Source organism: Bartonella sp. AD328YNZD (genome assembly GCF_042196425.1).
Genome location: NZ_JBHIQG010000106.1, coordinates 1 through 7,277, shown reverse-complemented (window position 1 = coordinate 7,277; position 7,277 = coordinate 1). Strand labels below are relative to the sequence as shown.

The following is a 7,277-nucleotide window of genomic DNA, read 5'->3' as shown; positions in this document are numbered from 1 at the left end:
AAACACTGTTTTAAATTTTATTGCCAATTTCCTGAAATTACTTTATACCTTGAAGGGTAACTTTGGTCGTCTACGCAGCGATCAGTAGGGTCTGAAAGCCCTAAAATCCGAGTGTAAAAATGAACCTACTCTTGTGGGTGTCCCGGGTTCCGGGAGTTTTGCTATGTTTACCTTATCCTTCTTTGATTTCCTCCCGCTCTACGCTCTAAAGGATGCATATTCCTGACTTAAAAGGGCTGTTCTGTAAACAGTCCGGCTTCTGTTGGCGGGGTTTTGACCTACTCCTGACCCATTCATGTGGTTCACTTTAAAAAGGCGTGACGGGTAAGCCATGCCCATTTATTACACACTCTAAAAACACTTAATATGGAAAGTTTTACATGCCTTATATCACGGCTCTAAACAACAAGGTTTTACGGCACAACATGATAAACCGCGCTTTTTTTCAGTGAACACTAATGCGTATTGTTATTGGTTTTTTTTTCTGTTAAGAAGCGTATACAGTGTCGTAAAAGAGTTAAGTAAGAAATTTAAATAGCGCGTGAAGCATCAAAGAAACTTTGGAAAAATTCTTGAAAAAATTAGTTTAGAGGAGCTTTTTATAAAAGCCCGTCTTAGAGAGGCAGATAAGTCTTTCATCTTAAGATGGTTTGCTTTACGTTTCAAAACTTGATAAAAATTCAAAAATTTCGAAAAAATAGGAAGAGAAGCTTTTTCTGGTATGCAGGGGGGAAAATGGTCAATAAATTAGACAAAAAACAGATTATATTTTTAGCATTGCCACTCATCTTTTCAATCATTGTAGCTTTTTTGGTCAATATAACCATCAATAACATTACAGAAAATGGAACGACGCCTGATGCTTATTGGTTTGTAAGATCAAAGCCACTGGATATTTTAATCCTTATTGCACTTTCATGTTCTTCATTCATCTTATTACAAAAAAGGCATACCAGAAAAAATATCATTATTTCATCTATGATCATCTTTGGTTTGTTTGCAACTTATTATAGTGCAAATGAATATATCAGACTTAGTCCCTATGTAGGTCAAAATAATATGACATGGGCGGATGTTCTTCCTTTCTTTGATAGGATGGTTTTATGGGGTGTTGTTATTGGCGTTATTATCCTTGGTTACACGATAAAACTATCATTACCTAAAGCTTCACCTTTGAAAATTTCAAAAAATACAATCTTTGGTGGCATCAAATGGATGAGTATGAAACGCCTTGAAAAGATTTTTCCTCATGATGGCGACGTCGTCATAGGAGAGCGCTATAGAGTCGACGAAGATATTGTTAAAGATGTCCCTTTTAATCCTAAAGACAAAACAACATGGGGAAAAGGTGGTCGCCAGCCATTGTTAACATACAAACTTAATTTTGATTCAACCCATATGTTATTTTTCGCTGGTTCTGGTAGTTATAAAACAACCAGTAATGTTATTCCAACTTGTCTCAAATATTCCGGTCCACTGGTCGTTTTTGATCCTTCAACTGAAATCGCTTCAATAGTTCAAGATGCAAGGGAGCAGTTAAAAAGAAAAGTATACGTTCTTGACCCCCATGGTTCTTCAACAGAAACTTTTAATCCTTTAGATTGGTTATTAGATGAAAGCATTCCAGTCTATGAAAGGGAAGCGGGTTTGGTTGAAGTTGCTAGACTCCTTCTTTCTGAAAACGACAAATCAACTTCAACCGATCAATTCTTTACATCACATGCACATAATTTATTAACAGGACTACTTGCACATATTGTCTTTTCTGATGAATACACATTAAAGGAAAAAAACTTAAAAACCCTTCATACGATCATGTCAATGTCAGAACCGTCCGTGATTGGAAAATTGCGTTCCTTACAGGCTTCATCATCATCCCAATTTATTCGTGAAACTCTTGGGGTGTTTACAAATATGGCTGAACAAACTTTCTCAGATGTCTATGCTACTGCTGCAAAAGATATACAATGGCTTTCCCTCTCTAACTATGCAGATCTTATCAGTGGGTATGACTTTAAAACTAATGATATAACAAAAGGAGATATCGATGTTTTTTTAAATATCCCATCAAAAATTCTAAAATCTTATCCAGGTGTTGGGCGTATCCTTGTTGGCTCTTTTCTCAGAGCTATGGAAGCCGCTAATGGTAATTATGCAAAAAGAGCGCTCTTTATTTTAGATAATGCTGATCTTTTAGGATATATGAACATTTTAGAAGAAGCACGTGATCATGGACGCAAATATGGTATATCTCTCATGCTTTTTTACAAGTCTGTAGAGCAAATAGAACGCTATTTCGGTTCGTCAGGCGTTATGATATGGTTTGAAAATTGTGCTTTTGTAAGCTATGCCGCAATAAAAGATATTAAAACTGCTGAAAATATATCTAAGGCATGTGGTCAAATGACCATTGAAGTGAAAGATTCAAGCATAACTCTGGGAACATCAGGTATAGAAGGAACAGAGCATTTAAGTTTGCAACAAAGACCCTTAATATATCCACATGAAATAACACAAGAAATGAGAAAAGACGAACAGATTATTCTCGTGCAAGGAGAGCTCCCTATCCGTTGTGGACGCTCTATCTATTTTAGACGTAAGGATTTAACAGCTCTTGCTAATGAAAATAGCTTTTCTTCTTAATAAAGCACTTGTTTTTTAGTTAAAATGAATAAAATATTGTTGTATTTTGGGGTGATATAATTAGAGATAAATTATTTTTATAGTACATTTTTATAATATAGTGGCTTGAAAATGGGGAAGTCATGAGCGATCTTTCTGCTAAGAAGACAAACACCAAAAAAATCAAGACATAAAAAAGAGTATCTTATCAATTATAATGCGTGGGGTGTTCAAGATAATACGTAGAATATTGGCTGTAATAGTTAAAAAGTTGCTTTACGCAATCTTCCTTATTTTATTATTCATTCGTAAACCAGTTTTTGCCTTCTTAAACTTCTTTGTTGGTGGCTTGGTTTTATTCCTATTTTTCTTTTTTGGGGATACACAGCGAGAGTTGCACCCTATGAACACCAAACAGCAATGGTCATTGGTTTTGTTATCATGATATTTCTTTGCTTGTTTGCTAATGATGTCTATGAAAGGCTTTTACTACGAGCTAATACGTCTAGCATCTCTTGATTATGATCTTATACTTATTTCAATAAATAGCGCTCACTTCGTTCGTATATAATTTAATCAAAAATGAGAGGTTATCTGCCTCTTATAAAAATACAAATAAAGACTGTTTTTAAATTTTATTGCTAATTTCATGAAATTGCTTTATTGGTAAGAGAATGTTTTGGTCGTCTACGCAGCGATCAACAGGGATTCAAAAACCCCTAAAATCCGAGTGTAAAAATGAACCTACTCTTGTGGGTGTCCCGGGATTCCGGGAGTTTTTGCCATGTCCAGGTGCTCTCTAGCACTAAAAGCAAAAAAGCTGACTGAACTCAGTGTTTTTGACTCCCGGAATACCAATGCGAGGGCGCTCGCACTCGGCAGGGGAGCTTGAAGTGAAAGCTAAAAATCCACATTTTAACGATATTTCGATTGGCAAAAAAATTCGCTTGAAAAGAACAATGATCGGAATGTCGCAAAAGAAATTAGGCAGCCAGTTAGGAGTAACCTTTCAACAAATCCAAAAATATGAAAAAGGCTTCAATCGTATAGGCGCAGGGCGTTTACAAGAAATTGCCGATATTCTTAATGTTCCCATTTCCTTTTTTTTATTCTGGTCTCTCAACAAAAGAAGACGTCTTGTATCCTTATGATGATGAGATCTCAAGCAAAGAAGAATGTATTCTTTTGAAAAGTTTTAGAGAGCTCAAACCTCAAAAACAGCAAGCAATTTTAAGATTAAATTTTCGTTAGAATCAAAAAAAGACTAAAGAGGCTCTTGCTAAATAATAAATTATTATATAAAGCTTTTTTTAGAGAAGGGGGTTAACATTTCTCCTCCCCCCCCCCCCGCAGAAATGTCGAAATAAAACCTCCTTCTCATCGTTTTAAAAATCACGAAAAATTTTATCCTTTATCCTTTATTTTTTTAAAAAGAGTGACTTATTTGTGCTAGAAAAGTTGCTGTATTAGGTAAATTGGAGGGCGGGGTGTTTTTAGTAGGAATTTGGGAAGGGCTGGAAAAATCGTCTTGCCAAATAGAGTTCTCAAAAGGAAATCTTGGAAAGAAACTATCAAAGGGGCGGCTTAAAAGAAGCTACCAAAAATCCGGAACTTCAGGCTTTAAATGAGGACCAATCCGTACCGCCGAGACCTTTTCTGCTAAACCGGTGCGATCTGAAATCTCAACCGCTAAACCACAAAGGGTGGCAGGACCGCACGCCGGTTCAAAACGGTCTTGCTTCGTCTTATAAAGAAAACGGTGTAAGGGTTCTTCTTTATCCATTCCAAGAGATGAGTTATAATCTCCACACATGCCTGCATCTGTTAAATAGGCGCTCCCACCTTCTAAGATTTGCGCGTCAGCCGTGGGAATATGCGTATGGGTGCCAACGATAACACTCACACGACCATCAAGAAAATGACCAAAACATTGCTTCTCGCTTGTCGTTTCTGCGTGAAAGTCAAAAATAATCGTATCGGCTTGCTCCATCAACGAACAGGCAAGCAGAATATTTTCCGCTGTTTCAAATGGATCTTCTACTTTACACGGCATAAAAACGTTGCCCAACAGATTGGCGACAAGAACACGGGCGCCATTTTTTGCCGTAAAAACACCAGAACCTTTTCCGGGAGTTTCTTTCGAAAAATTGGCAGGGCGTAAAAAACGATCACTCTCATGGGCATATTGCAATGCTTCTTTGTGAGAAAAAGCATGATTACCTGTGGTGACAACATCAACACCGGTTATCAAAAGATCTTGATACGTTTCTTGTGTAAGACCAAAACCACCAGAGGCATTTTCACCATTTACCACAACAAAATCAAGCTGCCATTTCTCAATCAGTTGAGGAAGGTATTCAAAAACAGCTTTACAGCCTGTGCTACCAACAATGTCACCTAAAAATAAAAAACGCATAGGCGCTTTAATCACATTTTAACATTTTAAGAAACCTTTTTCTGTAAAAATTCCTTGTACCTGTAGATCATGTTCTGCTGCGGGAATAGAGGAAACCTCCTGACATGAAAACCCTATGCCCCATAATATCATTTGATGCCCTTGTTTTTCAAGAGCTTCAACAGCACGGTCATAATATCCTCCTCCATAGCCAAGACGGTGACATTGACGATCAAACGCAGAAAGCGGAACAATAATATTATTGGGGGCAACAACGTCATTGTCTGCACTGGGACCAAAGGTGCCAAAACGCATGGGCTCTAAAATCGTGCTGGGCGAAAATGTACGGAAAATCATGGTGGTGGAATTAAGAACTGCTGGTAAGGCTAAATGCCCACCGCGTAACGCTACAGCATCCAGTAAAGGACGCGGATCAATTTCCGATTTAATGGGCCAATAGCCTGCTAAAATGAGGCGTGAAAAATCGGTTCCCTTCTTTTCGAGGTATTCAATAAAGTGGCAACAAGCACGCTGCGAAAAGAGTGCGCGCTCTTCTGTTAAAAGAGCATCACGACGCGATAAACCGCTTTTGCGTTGCTGTGTGCGAAGGGATGAAGCAGATTCACAGAGGGGATTGTTTGTCATTGTCTCGTCAATTATTTTATAAGATGCTGGTATTTTATCCATTGTTGGCGTTTTGTAAATCTCTGTATGGATAAGAGCTGTGCTCATGAAAAAAAGCATGAAAAAAGTGTGTGCTCTTTAGGGGGTATCTTGGTGCAATAAGCCGCTTTTGCGTTGCTGTGTGCGAAGGGATGAAGCAGATTTATAGAGGGGATTATTTGGAAGTGCTGTCTGTTTTATAAAATGAAGCCTATCGTAATTTTTATTTCTTGAAAAGAGTATCGTCATTGGTCTTATGTAAAAAGATGCTCTCAATTTTAGCTGGAAAAATTTTTATGCAAAAAAGTTAATACAAATAAAGGGTGATCCACAACAGCCGATGGAAAAAGCTGATCCCGGGAACCTATACAAATAGGTGGGCGCCATATGAAAAAGCCCACGGGCTTGATCAGGGACAGCTCCCTTGGAGATCATTAAGGTCTCAGGAATACGTTATTTCCTGTCGAGAAGCGCAGAACACCCTCCTTAATATAAAATAATTTCAGAGCTTCTGCTAGAGATAAAATAACCTCGCCCTCTTCTTTTTCATAACGTTTTTCAGGAGAGTTTTTAGAACCTTGCTGGTGGTTGCTCGAAATGGCTGTATGATGGATGGCTTATTCAAAGTAAAAAAGCAAAAAATATGAGTGAGGGTGGGTGATTGAGTGACGCAGAACGATTTATTGGCAATGGCTCTTTTGGAACAATGCTTGATTTTTATGTTTCGCAGGAATGCTTGGAGGAGTTTTGAAGGGAAATATTTCTTATTCAAAAGGATGTTGGTTGAACTGGTGTTGCACCTTTGAAGTTTTTACTTTGTGAAGCCATATTTCAGGGCTATTTTATCAACTTTGAGGGGGGAGGAGAGCCGATACGGTATGTGCTGCTATGGTTGAAGTTCATAAAAATAAAAAACAGACGATGATAGTTTATCAGAGGCGCTAAGCGATGTTTTAAGATTTTTTCAAAAAGTATTTTTTGAGCTTCGTGTTTACAAATTTTTTTATCCATGATGGAAGGTGTGAAAAGAAGAAACGGCGTGAAGAGGACTCAAGCGTGGAGCGTTTGCTTGCTATGAGAAGAAATGCTGTAGGGGGTATATTGGAAGTGTTTGGACGCTGCTTGCAATACAAAAAAGGTCAAAATTCAAAAAAAGCACTGTGAATTGTGTGGGGGGGGGATGTGTGGTTATAAGCAGGGGGCTTTTAGTTTATTGAGTGGAATGTGAAGCCGGCTTGCGTCTTATCTAGATTTGAAAGGATGTCGTAAAGTGTCTCGTTCTTGAATGGTTTCAAAGAGCTTGTGATGATTGTTCGTCTAACAGAGCTTGCACGCGCTTTTGAATCCTGCGCATTTGTGGAGTGTAATCCAATGCTGTTTCATCAATCTTAAGAGCCAAGTTTGGGACGCTCCGTTGCTTCCATGGTAATGGCTAAGTTTCAAAAAAAGCACTGTGAATTATGTGGGGGGGGATGTGTGGTTATAAGCAGGGGGCTTTTAGTTTATTGAGTGGAATGTGAAGCCGGCTTGCGTCTTATCTAGATTTGAAAGGATGTCGTAAAGTGTCTCGTTCTTGAATGGTTTCAAAGAGCTTGTG

3 protein-coding genes, 1 other RNA gene and 1 pseudogene are annotated in these 7,277 nt (G+C 38.2%); 2 read left to right on the top strand and 3 right to left on the bottom strand.

Annotation, left to right across the window (positions count from 1 at the left end; genetic code table 11):
- The first annotated feature begins 735 nt into the window (after window positions 1-735).
- Window positions 736-2,643 (top strand): Ti-type conjugative transfer system protein TraG, encoded by a 1,908-nt coding sequence (gene traG, locus ACFIO3_RS06375; RefSeq protein WP_375614710.1) that lies wholly within the window; start codon window positions 736-738, stop codon window positions 2,641-2,643.
- Between the two features lie 836 nt (window positions 2,644-3,479).
- Window positions 3,480-3,873 (top strand): annotated as a pseudogene (locus ACFIO3_RS06370) (helix-turn-helix domain-containing protein).
- Between the two features lie 343 nt (window positions 3,874-4,216).
- Here the strand turns inward: ACFIO3_RS06370 and ACFIO3_RS06365 are convergent.
- The 3 genes from ACFIO3_RS06365 to ssrS form a co-directional block, all read right to left on the bottom strand.
- Window positions 4,217-5,038 (bottom strand): TIGR00282 family metallophosphoesterase, encoded by an 822-nt coding sequence (locus tag ACFIO3_RS06365; protein ID WP_375607046.1) that lies wholly within the window; start codon window positions 5,036-5,038, stop codon window positions 4,217-4,219.
- A gap of 18 nt (window positions 5,039-5,056) precedes the next feature.
- Window positions 5,057-5,662, bottom strand: a complete 606-nt coding sequence (locus tag ACFIO3_RS06360; protein WP_375614721.1) for a 5-formyltetrahydrofolate cyclo-ligase — start codon at window positions 5,660-5,662, stop codon at window positions 5,057-5,059.
- A gap of 339 nt (window positions 5,663-6,001) precedes the next feature.
- Window positions 6,002-6,162, bottom strand: a non-coding RNA gene (gene ssrS, locus ACFIO3_RS06355) — 6S RNA.
- Between the last annotated feature and the right edge of the window lie 1,115 nt (window positions 6,163-7,277).